The sequence below is a fragment of the Streptomyces sp. NPDC093089 genome (assembly GCF_044754405.1).
Taxonomy (GTDB): Bacteria; Actinomycetota; Actinomycetes; order Streptomycetales; family Streptomycetaceae; genus Streptomyces.
This window is the reverse complement of the sequence record NZ_JBIVPA010000011.1, coordinates 273,835-288,804: the sequence shown is the minus strand read 5'-3', so window position 1 is coordinate 288,804 and position 14,970 is coordinate 273,835. Positions and strand designations below refer to the sequence as shown.

Below are 14,970 nucleotides of genomic sequence, written 5' to 3'. Positions count from 1 at the left end.
GGGTAGTGAGACCTGGGTCACCGATTACACGATGTCCGGGACCGGTCCCGCAACGAGGAGGACACATGACGGCAGCGAGCGCGACCAGCGCGACGGAGGCGTTCCGGGCGGCCCGGGACTTCCTGCTCCGCCATCGCGACGACTACGAGACGGCCTACGAGGGCTTCACCTGGCCCCGGCCCGAACGTTTCAACTGGGCGCTCGAATGGTTCGACGTCATCGCCGAGGGCAACGACCGGACCGCCCTGCACATCGTCGAGGAGGACGGCTCCGAGACGAAGGTGTCCTTCGCCGAGATGTCCGCCCGCTCGAACCGGGTCGCGAACTGGCTGCGCGCCCAGGGCGTCCGCGCCGGCGACCGGATCATCGTGATGCTCGGCAACCAGGCCGAGCTGTGGGAGACCGTGCTCGCCGCGATGAAGCTGCGCGCCGTCGTCATCCCCGCGACCCCGCTCCTCGGCCCCGCCGACCTGCGCGACCGCGTCGACCGGGGCCGCGCCCGCCATGTGATCGTGCGCGCCGAGGACACGGCCAAGTTCGACGACGTGCTCGGCGACTACACCCGGATCGCGGTCGGCGGCGACGGGGTGAGCTGGCTCGGCTACGAGCACGCGGTCCGCGAGTCCGCCGACTTCGAGCCCGACGGCGTCACCCTCGCCGGCGACACGCTGATGCTGTACTTCACCTCCGGCACCACCGCCCGCCCCAAGCTCGTCGAGCACACCCACACCTCGTACCCGGTCGGGCACCTCTCGACCATGTACTGGATCGGCCTCCAGCCGGGCGACGTGCACCTCAACATCTCCTCGCCGGGCTGGGCCAAGCACGCCTGGTCCAACCTGTTCGCCCCGTGGAACGCGGAGGCGACCGTCTTCATCCACAACTACACGCGCTTCGACCCGGCGCGGCTGATGAGCGAGATGGACCGGAACGGCGTCACCAGCTTCTGCGCCCCGCCGACCGTCTGGCGGATGCTCATCCAGGCCGACCTCGGTCAGCTGAAGACCCCGCCCCGCGAGGTCGTCGCCGCCGGCGAACCGCTCAACCCCGAGGTCATCGAGTCCGTCCGGCGCTCCTGGGGCGTCACCATCCGGGACGGCTTCGGCCAGACCGAGACGGCCGTGCAGGTCTCCAACAGCCCCGGTCAGCGGCTCAAGGAGGGCTCCATGGGCCGTCCGAGCCCCGGCTTCCGCGTCACCCTCGTCGACCCGGTGACCGGCCGGCCCGGCGTCGACGAGGGCGAGATCTGCCTCGACCTGTCGGCCAACCCGGTCGGCCTGATGACCGGCTACCACGGCGACCCGGAGCGTACGGCCGAGGCGATGGCGGACGGCTACTACCGCACCGGCGACATCGGCTCCCGCGACGCGGACGGCTACGTCTTCTACGTCGGCCGCTCGGACGACGTCTTCAAGGCCTCCGACTACAAGATCAGCCCCTTCGAGCTGGAGAGCGCGCTTCTGGAGCACGAGGCCGTCGCGGAGGCCGCCGTCGTCCCCGCCCCCGACCCGGTGCGGCTCGCCGTCCCGAAGGCGTACGTCGTCCTCGCCGCCGGCTGGCAGCCGGACGAGGAGACCGCGAAGGCGCTCTTCGCCCACTCGCGCGCGGTCCTCGCCCCGTACAAGCGCGTCCGCCGCATCGAGTTCGCCGAGCTCCCCAAGACCGTGTCCGGCAAGATCCGCCGGGTGGAACTGCGCCGCCTCACCGCCGAGGGCGGCGGCAAGGAGTACGTGGAAGGAGACCTCGGATGACCGGCACGACGGACGGCACCACGGAACTCTCGTACGCGCACGGGGCGTCCACCACCGCGCTCCTCGGCGACACCATCGGGGCCAACCTCGACCGGGCCGTCGCCGCCTGGCCGGACCGGGAGGCACTCGTCGACGTGCCCACCAGACGGCGCTGGACCTACGCCCGGTTCGGCGCGGACGTCGACCGGTTGGCCGGGGCGCTGCTCGGCAGCGGGGTGCGGAAGGGTGACCGGGTCGGCATCTGGGCGGTCAACTGCGCCGAATGGGTCCTCGTCCAGTACGCCACCGCCCGCATCGGCGCCGTGATGGTCAACATCAACCCGGCCTACCGCGCCCACGAGCTGGCGTACGTCCTCGACCAGGCGGGGATCACCCTGCTGTTCGCCTCGCTCGCCCACAAGACCAGCGACTACCGGGCGATGGTCGACCAAGTGCGGCCGCAGTGCCCGCGGTTGCGCGAGGTCGTCTACTTCGGGGACGCGAGCTGGGACGACCTCCTCGGCCGCACGGCCGGTGAACTGCGCCCGGAGCCGCTCTCCTGCGACGAACCCGTCAACATCCAGTACACCTCGGGGACCACGGGCTTCCCCAAGGGCGCCACGCTCTCCCACCACAACATCCTCAACAACGGCTACTTCGTCGGCGAGATGATCGCCTACACCGAGCAGGACCGGATCTGCGTCCCGGTGCCCTTCTACCACTGCTTCGGCATGGTGATGGGGAACCTGGCGGCCACCTCGCACGGCGCCTGCATCGTCGTCCCGGCCCCCTCCTTCGACCCCGCCGCCACCCTCCGGGCGGTGCAGGAGGAGCGCTGCACCTCCCTCTACGGGGTGCCGACCATGTTCATCGCCGAGCTCAACCTGCCCGACTTCGCGGCGTACGACCTCTCCAGCCTCCGCACCGGCATCATGGCGGGCTCGCCGTGCCCGGTGGAGGTGATGAAGCGGGTCGTCGCCGAGATGAACATGGCCGAGGTGTCGATCTGCTACGGCATGACCGAGACCTCGCCCGTCTCCACCCAGACCCGCCGCGACGACGACCTGGAGCGCCGCACCGGCACCGTCGGCCGGGTCATGCCCCACGTCGAGGTGAAGGTCGTCGACCCGGCCACCGGCCTCACCGTCGAGCGCGGCACGGCCGGGGAGCTGTGCACCCGCGGCTACAGCGTGATGCTCGGCTACTGGGACGAACCGGCGAAGACCGCCGAGGCCGTCGACGCCGGCCGCTGGATGCACACCGGCGACCTGGCCGTGATGCGCGCCGACGGCTACGTGCAGATCGTCGGCCGCATCAAGGACATGATCATCCGCGGTGGCGAGAACGTGTACCCGCGCGAGATCGAGGAGTTCCTCTACGGGCACCCCAAGATCGCCGACGTCCAGGTCGTCGGCGTCCCCGACGAGCGCTACGGCGAGGAGATCCTCGCCTGCGTCATCCCCCGCGACCCCGCCGACCCGCCGACCCCGGAGGACGTCACGGCCTTCTGCCGCGACCGGCTCGCCCACTACAAGATCCCGCGCCGGGTGGAGATCCTCACCGAGTTCCCCATGACCGTCAGCGGCAAGGTGCGGAAGGTCGAGCTGCGGCAGCGGTACGGCTCCGCCTGAGACCGGGCCTGAGGCCGGGCCGGCCGGCGCACACCGGCCGGCCCGGTACGTCGGCAGCTCTCGTACGTCGGTGACTCCCGTACGTCAGCAGCCTCCGTACGTCGGCCGACCCGGTACGTCAGTCGGCTTCCGTACGTCGGCCGGCCTCGCCCGCCGACCGGCCCCGTTCGTCAGCAGACCTCCCTGCGCATGCAGATCCGGGGCCAGGCGGACAGGCCGTGGGCCGCCTCGGCACGGCTGATGGCGAGCAGGCCCTCGGTGAGGTCCGGGTCGGACTCGGCGAGCGGCCGGAAGCCGAGCCGCGCGTAGTACGGGGCGTTCCACGGGACCTCGGTGAACGTCGTGAGGGTCAGCGCCGCCAGGCCCTGCTCCCTGGCGGCCGCCGCCAGGTGCTCGATCAGCGCCCGGCCGACACCCCGGCGGGCGGCGTCCGGGTGCACCGACACCTGCTCGATGTGGGCGGCGCCGTCGACGGTGTCGGCGAGCAGGTACGCGACCGGGTGGTCGGCGGCGTCCACCGCCACCCAGGCCCGGCCCGCGCGGCGGTACGTCTCCAGGACGTCCAGGGGCAAGGGGTCGTCGTCGGCGATCGCCGCCATGCCGAGGGAACGGAACGGCTCGCCCGCCGCCCGTTCGATGTCCTGGAGCAGCGGGAGTTCGGCCGGAGCGGCCGCTCTGATGCGCATAAGACAGTATGGCGCGGCGTCACCGCGAAGGTCCGCCCGCGCTCGGACCCGGCTCCGGACGCGGCCTGTTTCCGTACCCGCCGACGGTCGGACCGGACGGCCCGCCTCCGTACCCGCCGACGGTCGGACCGTCGGCGGGGCGGTCGAGGAGACCGCCCTCCCGGGAGAAGCGCGGCAGGAACAGCGCGAGCGCCGGATCGCCGTACAGGGCTACGTACAGCTGGACCAGCCGCCCGTCGGTGACCTCGCTCCGGTGGGCCGGCAGCGGATACCGCTCCCGCAGGCCGTCGAGCAGCCGCCCCGCCGCCCGGGTGGTGGGCGGCAGCCGCAGCAGCACGACCGCCGCCAGGACCGGCGGCACACCGGCGGCGACCGCCGCGGCGACGTGGGTGCCGGAGGTCCCCGTGGTGTACAGCCCCGCCGCCGCGCCCGCCACCACCGTCAGCGGCACGCAGCCCAGGAGCACCCGGGCCACCCACAGCCGGGCGAGCGGCCGCAGCAGCCCGGACCCGCGGAGTTCGGCGCGCAGCGCGTCCACGGCCCGCCGCGCCTCGGGACGCGAGGCGAGGGCCCGCAGCCCGAACGCCCGGTGGAGCGCCCCGTGCACGCCGAGCTGGACGGGGTCACTGGTGCGCCCCGGACCGCCATTGGCCCGAATCGTATGTTTGCGGCCCGCCGCGACCGCCCCGCGCTGGTGCAGGGCCACGAGCGCGACGGTCACCGCCGCCCGCCGCCCGCCCCTCAGCAGCGCGAGCACCTGCGGCGGCGGCACCTCGTCCCCGCACGGCGCACCGCTTTCCCGGCTGCGGGTTCGCAACAGCGCGGCGGCGAGAAGGAGTTCTCCCCACGCGGCACCGATGAACCACCACATCCCCGTCGTCATGACACCCACCCCCAGAGGGTGTTGTGCCCGGCGGAACATGATCGTCACGCGTGAATGGCCGGTTTCGGATGCCGAGGTGTCGTGGACGGGGCGGGACGGGACGTGGACGGGGCGGACGGAACGTGGATGGGGCGGGGCGTGGACGGGACGGGACGTCCGGACCCGCCGACGGCGCTGCCGGCGGGTCCGGTCCCTCAGGCTCCGCCGGCCGCCAGTTCGTCGGCCGCGAGGTTCACCGGCTGCGGGGTGCCGGTCAGGTCGAGGACGAACAGCGGGAGGCCGATCTCGGCGGCGCGCGAGCGGGCCTCCGGGGTGTAGCCGGCGAGCGAGAAGAACACGCTCACCGCGGAGGCGCTCAGCCCGTTCAGCCAGAGGCACTCGACCGCCCGCAGTCCGGTCTGCCGGGTGCTCGGGTCGACCTGGGCCACCAGCCCGGGCGCCCGCAGGTCCACCCCGGAGACCGGCCGCTCCTCGGGCTGGACGACGTCCCTGAACCCGAGCCACCGCAGGTACCCGGCGGCGGCCGCCACCGCGTCCCGCGCCGTCCTGATCGTCACCGGCCGGAAGGCCTCTCGCGCCGGAGTCGGCCGCGGGGCCGTCGGCGGCAGCGGAATGTGCGCCGGATACCGCTCGGCGAACGAGCGGTGCGCACCCACCCGGGGCGGCACCCCCGACGCGCTCTGCGGCGGTACCCCGGCGGCACCCTGCGCGGCCGGACCGGGCCCGGCGGCCGTGCGCCCCGCGTCGCGCCCGCCGGAGCGGGGACCGTCGGGACGCGGACCTTCGTGACGCGTCCCGTCGGCGCCAGGACCGTCGGGACGGGAGCCGTCGCGACGAGAACCGTCCGGGCGCGTGCCGTCGCCACGAGAACCGTCCGGGCGCGTGCCGTCGGGACGCGTACCGTCGGCGTGAGGGCCTTCGCCCGGCAGGCCGGGGCCCCACCGACCGTCCGTGCGCGAACCGTCGCCCCGCGCCGCGGGCCCTCTGCCGAACCAGTCGGAGCCCGGGTCGGCGGCCCGTGGCCGGGCGGCGGCGGGGGAGTCCCCGTGGTCGCCGTCGGCCCCACGGGCACCGAGGCCGAAGGCGATCCCGCCCGGCCCGGCCCCCTCGGGCCCCGCCCTTCCGTCCCCTCCCTGACCGTGTGCCGTTTCCGGCCAGGGCACGACGGGCCCGTCGGCGGGCCCGGGGGCGGTGCCGCCCTGGCCGCCGGTGCCGCCCGGTGTCGTGCCGCCGTGCCGCGGGGAGGCGCCGGGGGCGGTGAGGGAAGACCCGGAGTGATCCGGTCCCGGTGCGGGGCGGGGGTGGGCCGAGCCGGTCCCGGGGGCGGGGGAGTGGGCGCCGGAGGGCGGTGGCGGGGCGGGTTCCGTCACCGGGCGTACGGGGACGCGGAGGACCGTGCCGCAGGAACACCCGAGCTCGGGGTGGGGCCAGTCGTCCTCGCGGCCGCAGGCGCCGCAGCGGACGGTGACCCATTCGTCCGTCCAGTTCCGGTGCGTGATCGGCTCCGCCGTCGCGCCGGCCGTCACCGGCGGCGCCACGGGGCTGCCGCACGCGCAGGGGAAGACCGGCGCCGCGTACGCCTGCGTGCGCCGGCACTCCGGGCAGCGCACCGGTACGGAATCGCCCACAACCCAACCCCCTGTCGTTCCGTCCCATCGTCCACCCATCCGTCGTCCCGGGGAGGGTGTTCGGCCACTTCGCCGATCCCGCGGGACGGACTTCTCTTGACGGCCCTCCGTGACCCCACCTACATTGCTTCCGTATAGCAGAACAGTATTTCCGCATTACGGAAACAGGTCGCGAAGCGCCCCCGAGTCGCAGCGCGTGCCCGCATCCGACCGGCCGAAGCAGGAGCACTCCCATGCCTCGTATGACCGCCGCCGCAGCGGCCGTTGAGATCCTCAAGCGCGAAGGCGTCACCCAGGCGTTCGGCGTCCCCGGCGCGGCGATCAACCCCTTCTACCGCGAGCTCAAGAACGTGGGCGGCGTCGGCCACACGCTCGCCCGCCACGTCGAGGGCGCGTCCCACATGGCCGAGGGCTACACCCGGGCCAAGGCCGGCAACATCGGCGTCTGCATCGGTACGTCCGGCCCCGCCGGCACCGACATGATCACCGGCCTGTACTCGGCCATCGCGGACTCGATCCCGATCCTCTGCATCACCGGCCAGGCTCCGGTCTCGAAGCTCCACAAGGAGGACTTCCAGGCCGTCGACATCGCCACCATCGCCAAGCCGGTGACCAAGGCCGCCACGACCGTCCTGGAGGCCGCGCAGGTCCCCGGCGTCTTCCAGCAGGCCTTCCACCTGATGCGCTCCGGCCGCCCCGGCCCGGTCCTCATCGACCTCCCGATCGACGTCCAGCTGACCGAGATCGAGTTCGACCCGGAGACCTACGAGCCGCTGCCGGTCTACAAGCCGCAGGCCACCCGCGCCCAGGCCGCGAAGGCGCTGAGCTTCCTCCTGGAGTCCGAGCGCCCGCTGATCGTCGCCGGCGGCGGCATCATCAACGCCGACGCCACCGACCTGCTCGTCGAGTTCGCCGAGCTGACCGGCATCCCGGTCATCTCCACCCTCATGGGCTGGGGCACCATCCCGGACGACCACGAGCTCGCCGCCGGCATGGTCGGCGTCCAGACCGCGCACCGCTACGGCAACGCGACCTTCCTGGAGTCGGACTTCGTCCTCGGCATCGGCAACCGCTGGGCCAACCGCCACACGGGCTACAACCTGGAGGCGTACACCAAGGGCCGGAAGTTCGTCCACGTCGACATCGAGCCCACCCAGCTCGGCAAGATCTTCGCCCCCGACTACGGCATCGCCTCCGACGCCAAGGCCGCGCTCGAACTCTTCGTCGAGATCGCCAAGGAGCTGAAGGCCGAGGGCGAGCTGCCCGACTTCTCCGCCTGGGCCGCCTCCGCGCAGGAGCGCAAGGCCACCCTCCAGCGCCGCACGCACTTCGACGACATCCCCCTGAAGCCGCAGCGCGTCTACGAGGAGATGAACAAGGCCTTCGGCCCGGAGACCCGCTACGTCACCACGATCGGCCTCTCCCAGATCGCGGCCGCGCAGTTCCTGCACGTCTACAAGCCGCGCCACTGGATCAACTGCGGCCAGGCCGGCCCGCTCGGCTGGACCATCCCGGCCGCGATCGGTGCCGCCACCGCCGACCCGGAGACCCCGGTCGTCGCCCTCTCCGGCGACTACGACTTCCAGTTCATGATCGAGGAGCTGGCGGTCGCCGCCCAGCACAAGGTCCCCTACGTCCACGTCCTCGTGAACAACGCCTACCTCGGCCTGATCCGACAGGCGCAGGGCGGCCTCGGCATCAACTTCGAGGTCAACCTCGAGTTCGAGAACATCAACACCCCGGAGATCGGCGTCTACGGCGTCGACCACGTCAAGGTCGCCGAGGGCCTGGGCGTCAAGGCCATCCGCGTCACCGACCCGGACAAGCTGGGCGAGGCCCTGGAGGAGGCCAAGAAGCTGGCCGTCGAGCACCAGGTCCCGGTCGTCGTCGAGGCCATCCTGGAGCGCATCACCAACATCGCGATGAGCAAGACGGTCGACATGAGCGACGTCACCGAGTTCGAGGAGCTCGCGACCGAGCCCGGCCACGCGCCGACCGCGATCAAGGCCCTCAAGGTCTGACCCCGGCAGCCGTGCCACGGCCCCCGCCCCGATGACCACCGGGGCGGGGGCCGCCCGCGTCCACCGCAGGCCCGTGTCCACCGCGACCCGCGTCCACCGACCGCCCGCGCGCGTCACCGCGGGTCCGCGTCCACCGGCGTCACGCACCGCCGCGACCTCCTCCTCGAAGGACCGCTCGTGCTCGCCGGTGGGCGTCGGCGTCAGGAAGTCGGCGTTCCAGGTGGGCCCGAGGGCGGCCCGTACGAGCAGCGCGCCGAGAGGCTCGGCGGCGAGGCGGCCGCGGTACGCGGGCAGGTGGGCGGCCGGCCAGGCCCGCTCGCCCGGATGGGAGGCCACGCCCGCGTGCAGCGTCTTCAGCGCCGCGACCGTCTCGGCGAGCGGAGACACGAGGAACCTGCTCCCGGCCAGCGAGTCCGTACCGATCCGCCACCACCCCACCCTTCGTCCACCCCACCCTTCGCCTTCGCCCGCCCGGGCAGGCGCCTTCCCGCCCGGCGCGCCGCGTCCGCCCCGGCGTGCACCGCCCTGCACGACGTGTGCCGCCCAGCCCCGCACGTCCGGAGTGACGACACACCGCCGGCCGGGGTTTCGCCGCTCCGCGAAGCAGTACCGATGCGGCCGAGCCGCCCGGACACTCCCGCATGCCCCGCTACCGGACCCTCTTCCGTACGCCCGAGTTCACTCCGCTCTTCCTCACCGGCTCCGCCCAGACCGTCGCGGGACTGGGTCTCGCGACGCCCGTGTTCCGCGCGACGGGCTCGCCGCTCCTGTCGGCGCTCGCGCTGTTCGGGCCGTCGCTCGCGCAGTTGCTGGGCGCGACCGCACTGCTCTCCGCCGCGGACCGGCTGCCGCCGCGCGCCGCGCTCTCCGGGATCGCCTTCTTCTTCGCGGCGGTCACCGCCGTCCTGGCGATCCCCGGGCTGCCGGCCTGGGCGGTCCTCGCGGTCCTCCTCGTGGAGGGACTCGCGGCCTCGCTGGGCGGCGGGGTGCGGTACGGGCTCCTGAACGAGATCCTCCCGCGCGAGCGGTACCTGCTCGGCCGTTCGGTGACGAACACGGCTTCCGGTGCCTGCCAGATAGGCGGCTTCGCCACCGGCGGGCTCCTGGTCGCGCTGCTGTCGCCGGCGCGGCGCTGTACCTCGCGGCCTCCGCCGTCGCCCGCCCGGGCCTCGGGGAGCGGCCGCCCCGGGCGGCCGGGGCGGCCCTCGGTCGCCGAGACCCGGCGGAGCAACGCGCGGCTGTGGTCCTCGCCCGCCCGATGCCGTGCCTACCTCGCCCTCTGGGTGCCGAACGGACTGGTCGTCGGCTGCGAGTCGCTCTTCGTGCCGTACGCCCCCGAGCGCGCCGGGCTGCTCTTCGCGTGCGGCGCGTTCGGGATGCCGGCCGGGGACACCGCCGTCGGCCGTTTCGTACCGGCGCGGGTGCGCGGCCGGATCCGCACCGCGCACGGGGATGGTGGTCCTCGCCGCCGCCGCCTCGCTCGCCGTGACCCTCTGCCTCGCCCTGGCCGAGCGCGGTGAGAAGGGGGGCGGACGGAGCGGGGAGGGGCTTGCGGTGCCCGTGAGGACGTCGAACCGACCCCCGGCCGGGTCGCCGGCCTCGTCCTCATCGGGCCGGGGGCCTACCGGGGTGCCGTCGAGCGCAGTACGACCGTCTCCTCGCAGGGGCCGTCGGCGAACAGCTTGAGCGCCTCGACCTCGTCCTTGTCGGCGGACAGGCCCCAGCGGAGCTTGGTGGCCACCCACTCGCCGACGTAACGGCAGTACTGTCCGGCGTCCGAAGGCACCCACTCGGCGGGATCGCGCCCCGCCTTGTCCTGCCGGCTGCGGGCCGTGACGGCGACGAGGGTCGCGGCCGCGCCCTGGTCGTTGGCGTACCGCTCGCGCCGCGCCGCGGTCCAGCCGGACGCCCCCGACTCCCAGGCCTCCTGGAGCGCGACGAGGTGGTCGACGCGGAGGGCGGCCGGGTCGGTGACGCTCTGGCCGTCGTAGTACGAGGTCCAGCGGCCGCCGGTGAGGGCGCAGTCCGCCCCGGTCCGCGGGGCGTCGACGGCCTCGGCGAGCAGGACCTCGGAGCGGGTGTCGCAGCCGTCCGCGGGGTCGAGGCCGTTGTTCCAGTGGCGGAACGCGGTCTCCTCGTACCCGTCCGGGTCCTCGGCGGCCTCGGTGAGCCCGGCGAGCGCGTCGGGCAGCAGGACGACGTTCGCGGAGAGGGCGGGGGAGGGCGCGGCCAGCGGGGACAGGATCAGCGCGAGCGGTGCGAGGCCGCGCATCAGGTTCTTGATCATGTACGAGTGGATAGCGCCGGTGTCGGGGCGACGCGGGCCCGAATCGCGGTGCGCTCGCCCGAGCGGGTGCGGATCTTCACCGCAGAAACGATGCGCTGCGGAGGCGTACGGACGGTTCCCCATCCCCTCGCCGTACGGACGGAGAAGGCCGTACGGACGGAGAAGGAGCCGTACGGACGGGGAAGAGCGCGGAACCAGGGACCGTAAACCTGGTTCCGCGCTCTCGTCTGGTGACCGCCCGACGGCACGAGGCTGGCGCGACAGGACGTTCGCGCCGCCGGGCGGAGTCTGAGGGCCCCGAAGGGGCGGGTGGGGCGTTGGGACCGCGGCGGTGCCGACGGGCGCGCGGGCCGGTCCCTTCCTTCAGGTCAGGAAGGGGGCCTTGCGTCCTTACCACCGCACTGGCTCGGCGCCGCCGCGGTCCTCACGCTTGTCCGGTCCGCCGACCACCCCTCATACGGGCCGGCGATCCGGACCGCGTACAGCACTGACCTCCCGTCAGGTGCCGTACGCAGTCTGGGTGTTCTTCGAGGATCAGTCCTCGCGCAGGGCGCGGACGGCCTCGGCCACGCGCTTGCCGTAGTCCGCGTCGGCGGCGGCGAAGTGCGCGAGGTTCTTCTCGATGACGTCCTCGCGGGACACCTGGGAGAGGCCGCCGGCGATGTTGGCGACCAGGCGCTTCTTCTCGTCCTCGGACATCAGGCGGTAGAGCTCGCCGGCCTGGAAGAAGTCGTCGTCCTTGGTGTGCGCGGGTGCCTCGTGGGTGCCGGTCCAGCCGTGGATCGCGAGCGGCGCGGAGAGCGCGGCGTCGGTCTGGGCCGGGCCCTGGTACGAGTTGGGCTCGTAGTTCTTGTCGTGGCGCGAACCGTTGCGGGTGGCCATGAAGCCGTCCCGGCCGTAGTTCTGGGCCGTGGTCGCCTTGGGGGCGTTCACCGGCAGCAGGGTGTGGTTCACGCCGAGGCGGTAGCGGTGGGCGTCCGCGTAGGCGAAGAGGCGGCCCTGGAGCATCTTGTCCGGCGACGGGCCGATGCCCGGGACGAAGTTGTTCGGGGAGAACGCGGCCTGCTCGACCTCGGCGAAGACGTTCTCCGGGTTGCGGTCGAGGACCAGGCGGCCCACGCGCTGGAGCGGGTAGTCGCTGTGCGGCCACACCTTGGTGAGGTCGAACGGGTTGAAGCGGTACTCTGCGGCCTCGGCGGCCGGCATGACCTGGACGTACAGGGTCCACGAGGGGTTCACGCCGCGCTCGATCGCCTGGAGCAGGTCGGTCTGGTGCGAGTTCGCGTCCTTGCCGACGAGCTCGGCGGCCTGGTCGGCGGAGAGGCTGCGGATGCCCTGGTTCGTCTTGAAGTGGTACTTGACGAAGAAGGCCTCGCCCGCCTCGTTGGTCCACTGGTAGGTGTGCGAGCCGTAGCCGTTCATGTGGCGGTACGAGGCGGGGATGCCGCGGTCGCCCATGAGCCAGGTGATCTGGTGGGTCGCCTCGGGGGCGTGGGCCCAGAAGTCCCAGACGTTGTCCGCCTCCTGCTTGCCCGTGAAGGGGTCGCGCTTCTGGGAGTGGATGAAGTCGGGGAACTTGATCGGGTCCTTGATGAAGAACACCGGGGTGTTGTTGCCGACGAGGTCGTAGTTGCCCTCTTCGGTGTAGAACTTCAGCGCGAAGCCGCGGGGGTCGCGGACCGCGTCGGCGCCGCCGAGGGAGTCGGCCACGGTGGAGAAGCGGATGAACGTCTCGGTCTTCTTGCCGACCTCGGAGAGGAACGCGGCCTTCGTGAAGCCGGTGACGTCGTCGGTCACCTCGAAGAAGCCGTACGCGCCGGAGCCGCGGGCGTGCACCACGCGCTCCGGGATCCGCTCACGGTTGAAGCGCGCGAGCTTCTCCAGCAGGTGCTGGTCCTGGAGGAGGATCGGGCCACCGACGCCGGCGGTGGCGGAGTTCTGGTTGTCGGCGACGGGGGCGCCGGACTCGGTCGTAAGCACGCGCTTCGACATCGTGACCTTCCGTACGGGAGCTCTGCTGACGGTCCGAGGAGCGTAGATTCGGCTCGAACGCAACGTCAACAGTTTGTTGAAAAGGAAGTGTGGTGTTCCGGCCGGCGGCGACGCCTTGGGCGCGACAGGACAGGTGTCAGCGCCGCCGCCGACCGGAATTCAGGGGCCCCGGGTGGGGGCGGGTGGGTCAGACCTGCTGGCCGGAGAGGCGCTCGACGGCGCGCAGCAGGGCCGAGTGGTCCAGGCCGCCGTCGCCCTGCGCACGCAGGGAGGCGACGAGCTGGGCGACGACGGCGCCGACCGGGAGGGCCGCACCGACGTTGCGGGCGGCGTCGGTGACGATGCCCATGTCCTTGTGGTGCAGGTCGATCCGGAAGCCGGGCTTGAAGTCCCGGTTCAGGAAGTTGTCCTTCTTGCGGGTCAGCACGGTCGAGCCGGCCAGGCCGCCGTTGAGGACGTCCAGGGCGGCCTGGAGGTTCACGCCGGACTTCTCGAGGAAGACGACGGCCTCGGCGCAGGCCTGGATGTTGACCGCGACGATCAGCTGGTTGGCGGCCTTCACCGTCTGGCCGGAGCCGTGCGGGCCGCAGAGCACGATGGTCTTGCCGAGGGCCTCCAGGATCGGGAGGGCCTCGTCGAAGTCGGCCTGCTCGCCGCCGACCATGATCGAGAGCACGGCCTCGATCGCGCCGGCCTCGCCGCCGGACACCGGGGCGTCGATGACGCGGATGCCCTTCTCGGCGGCGTTCTTGGCGAGGTCGACCGAGGTCTGCGGGGTGATCGACGACATGTCGACGATCAGCGCGCCCTGCTTCGCGTTCTCCAGGATGCCCTCGGGGCCGTAGGAGATGGCCTCGACCTGCGGGGAGGCGGGCACCATCGTGATGATGACGTCGGCGTCCTCGACGGCCTCGGCGATCGACGCGGCGGCGCTGCCGCCGGCCTTGGCGAGCCGGTCAAGCTTGTCCTGCTCCAGGGTGAAGCCGGTGACCGCGTAGCCGGCCTTCAGGAGGTTCTCGGACATGGGGGAGCCCATGATGCCGAGGCCGATCCACGCGATCTTGGGGAGGTTGCTCATGAGGGTGCCTCTCAAAACAAGGTGATACGGGGAGGTGGCCTGCGTCAGCTGGCCGGGCGGGCCTCGGCGGGCAGCCACTCGAAGGAAGCCGCGGCGTCGGCGGCCTTGTACTCCAGGCCGACCCAGCCGTCGTAACCGGCCTTCCTCAGCTCGTCGAGGAGCTGCTCCAGCGGCAGGTCGCCGGTGCCCGGCGCGCCGCGGCCCGGGTTGTCCGCGATCTGGACGTGGCCGGTCTTGGCGGCGTACTCCGCGATGACCCGGCCGACGTCCTCGCCGTTCATCGACAGGTGGTAGACGTCGAGCAGGAACTTGGCGTTGCCGAGGCCGGTGGCCGCGTTGACCTTGTCGATGACCTCGATCGCGGAGGGGGCGCTCACCAGCGGGTAGAGCGGCGACTCCGGCTTGTTGAGGGTCTCGACGAGGAGGATCGCGCCGATCCGGTCGGCCGCTCGGGCGGCCAGGACCAGGTTCTCCAGGGCGAGGGCGTCCTGGACCTCCGGGTCGACGCCCTCGACGCGGTTGCCGTAGAGCGCGTTGAGCGCCTTGCAGCCGACCGAGGCGGCGAAGTCGGCGGCGACCTCGATGTTGGCGCGGAAGCGGTCCGACTCTTCGCCGGGTACGGAGAGGGCTCCGCGGTCCGGGCCGGGGAGCTGCCCGGCGTAGAAGTTCAGGCCCACCAGCTGGGTGCCGGCGTCCTCAAGAGCCTTCTTGAGGGCGTCGAGCTCGCTCTGCTCGGGGGTGGCGGTGTCGATCCAGGGCCACCACAGCTCGACCGCGGTGAAGCCCGCCGCGGCGGCGGCCGCGGGGCGCTCCAGGAGCGGGAGTTCCGTGAAGAGGATCGACAGGTTCACATCGAAGCGCTGGTCCGTGCCTGCGCCTACTGAGAAGCGGGCCATGAGGGGCGGCGCTCCTTCCGTATCGCGGAAGTAAGTTTCTGTCTGACGGAATGCTGCAAGGGGGCTGCCGCACTTGTCAAGAGGTCCCCGCAGGTCCGGGGCTCCCGTCGGCCGGATCGGGGCCGTACTTTGGGGGGC

At 72.6% G+C, this 14,970-nt stretch carries 10 protein-coding genes and 2 pseudogenes; 4 read left to right on the top strand and 8 right to left on the bottom strand.

What is annotated here, in order from left to right:
* The first annotated feature begins 65 nt into the window (after window positions 1–65).
* Window positions 66–1,751: an AMP-binding protein gene (locus ACIQFX_RS26525; protein WP_402468087.1), complete on the top strand. Its 1,686-nt coding sequence runs from the start codon at window positions 66–68 to the stop codon at window positions 1,749–1,751.
* The gene (locus ACIQFX_RS26520) at window positions 1,748–3,361 is read left to right on the top strand and encodes an AMP-binding protein (RefSeq protein WP_402468084.1); all 1,614 of its coding nucleotides are present in this window, start codon (window positions 1,748–1,750) and stop codon (window positions 3,359–3,361) included. Before ACIQFX_RS26525 ends, ACIQFX_RS26520 begins: the two co-directional genes overlap by 4 nt.
* Window positions 3,362–3,531: 170 nt before the next feature.
* On the opposite strand, the gene ACIQFX_RS26515 is transcribed toward ACIQFX_RS26520, so the two are convergent.
* The 3 genes from ACIQFX_RS26515 to ACIQFX_RS26505 all read right to left on the bottom strand — a co-directional run bounded on the left by ACIQFX_RS26515 (window position 3,532) and on the right by ACIQFX_RS26505 (window position 5,586).
* The gene (locus ACIQFX_RS26515; RefSeq protein WP_402468082.1) at window positions 3,532–4,047 is read right to left on the bottom strand and encodes a GNAT family N-acetyltransferase; all 516 of its coding nucleotides are present in this window, start codon (window positions 4,045–4,047) and stop codon (window positions 3,532–3,534) included.
* A 19-nt stretch (window positions 4,048–4,066) separates the two neighbouring features.
* Window positions 4,067–4,930, bottom strand: a complete 864-nt coding sequence (locus tag ACIQFX_RS26510) for a TIGR04222 domain-containing membrane protein (protein ID WP_402468079.1) — start codon at window positions 4,928–4,930, stop codon at window positions 4,067–4,069.
* Between the two features lie 194 nt (window positions 4,931–5,124).
* Window positions 5,125–5,586: a hypothetical protein gene (locus ACIQFX_RS26505; RefSeq protein WP_402468076.1), complete on the bottom strand. Its 462-nt coding sequence runs from the start codon at window positions 5,584–5,586 to the stop codon at window positions 5,125–5,127.
* 1,214 nt (window positions 5,587–6,800) lie between these two features.
* Here ACIQFX_RS26505 and gcl point away from each other — a divergent pair.
* Window positions 6,801–8,579: a glyoxylate carboligase gene (gene gcl / locus ACIQFX_RS26500; RefSeq protein ID WP_402468223.1), complete on the top strand. Its 1,779-nt coding sequence runs from the start codon at window positions 6,801–6,803 to the stop codon at window positions 8,577–8,579.
* 108 nt (window positions 8,580–8,687) lie between these two features.
* On the opposite strand, the pseudogene ACIQFX_RS26495 reads toward gcl, so the two are convergent.
* Window positions 8,688–9,017, bottom strand: a pseudogene (locus ACIQFX_RS26495) (transcriptional regulator); the annotation flags it as partial.
* Between the two features lie 203 nt (window positions 9,018–9,220).
* On the opposite strand from ACIQFX_RS26495, the pseudogene ACIQFX_RS26490 reads away from it, so the two are divergent.
* A pseudogene (locus ACIQFX_RS26490) lies at window positions 9,221–10,021 on the top strand (MFS transporter); the annotation flags it as partial.
* A gap of 179 nt (window positions 10,022–10,200) precedes the next feature.
* On the opposite strand, the gene ACIQFX_RS26485 reads toward ACIQFX_RS26490, so the two are convergent.
* From ACIQFX_RS26485 to ACIQFX_RS26470, 4 genes are all read right to left on the bottom strand, one after another.
* Window positions 10,201–10,866, bottom strand: a complete 666-nt coding sequence (locus ACIQFX_RS26485) for an HNH endonuclease (protein ID WP_402468074.1) — start codon at window positions 10,864–10,866, stop codon at window positions 10,201–10,203.
* Between the two features lie 534 nt (window positions 10,867–11,400).
* Complete coding sequence (locus ACIQFX_RS26480; protein WP_402468071.1) at window positions 11,401–12,858, bottom strand: catalase; 1,458 nt, start codon at window positions 12,856–12,858, stop codon at window positions 11,401–11,403.
* A gap of 187 nt (window positions 12,859–13,045) precedes the next feature.
* Window positions 13,046–13,936 carry a 2-hydroxy-3-oxopropionate reductase gene (locus ACIQFX_RS26475; protein WP_402468069.1) on the bottom strand — a complete coding sequence of 297 codons (891 nt, stop codon included), beginning with the start codon at window positions 13,934–13,936 and terminating at the stop codon, window positions 13,046–13,048.
* Window positions 13,937–13,980: 44 nt separating this feature from the next.
* Entirely contained in the window at window positions 13,981–14,832 is an 852-nt protein-coding gene (locus ACIQFX_RS26470) for a TIM barrel protein (protein WP_402468067.1), read from the bottom strand.
* Window positions 14,833–14,970: the final 138 nt, after the last annotated feature.